The sequence below is a fragment of the Sporomusa sp. genome (assembly GCF_057736855.1).
Window position 1 is genome coordinate 1 of record NZ_JBYKYF010000130.1, and the last position, 463, is coordinate 463.

The following is a 463-nucleotide window of genomic DNA, read 5'->3' on the forward strand; positions in this document are numbered from 1 at the left end:
GGCGCAACTTGGCGAGCAATGCGAAATACGCCAAGATCGGAAACAATGATCGCATCAGCGCCCATGGCAGCAATAGAACGTATGTAATCAGGCAGACCAAGTAAGTCATTATTGTGCGGAATAATATTAATTGTAATATAGGCTTTTTTACCAAGACCATGAGCAAAATCAATGCCTTGTTGAAGTTCATTATCGTCAAAATTATCACTGAATGCCCGTAGGCCGAATGCTTTTCCACCCATGTATACAGCATCTGCTCCATAAATGAGTGCCATTTTTAATTTTTCTAAATTCCCCGCTGGGGCTAAAAGTTCTGGTTTTTTCATAGATTCGCTTCTCCTTGATAGTGCGATACGGCCATACCATCACCAATTGGATGCACTACCGTTTTGAACTGATTATTGTTAGTTACGAAGTCAAGGTACGCCTTAAGGCGTTTTATAATTGTACGGTAACGTCTGGG

At 41.5% G+C, this 463-nt stretch carries 1 protein-coding gene; it reads right to left on the reverse strand.

Annotated features, from left to right (window positions below; all coding sequences use genetic code 11):
* Positions 1-326, reverse strand: a 326-nt coding sequence (locus AC29Z1_RS09840) for a peptidase U32 family protein (protein WP_488271287.1), incomplete at its 3' end; no start/stop codon positions are given.
* Positions 327-463 lie beyond the last annotated feature (137 nt).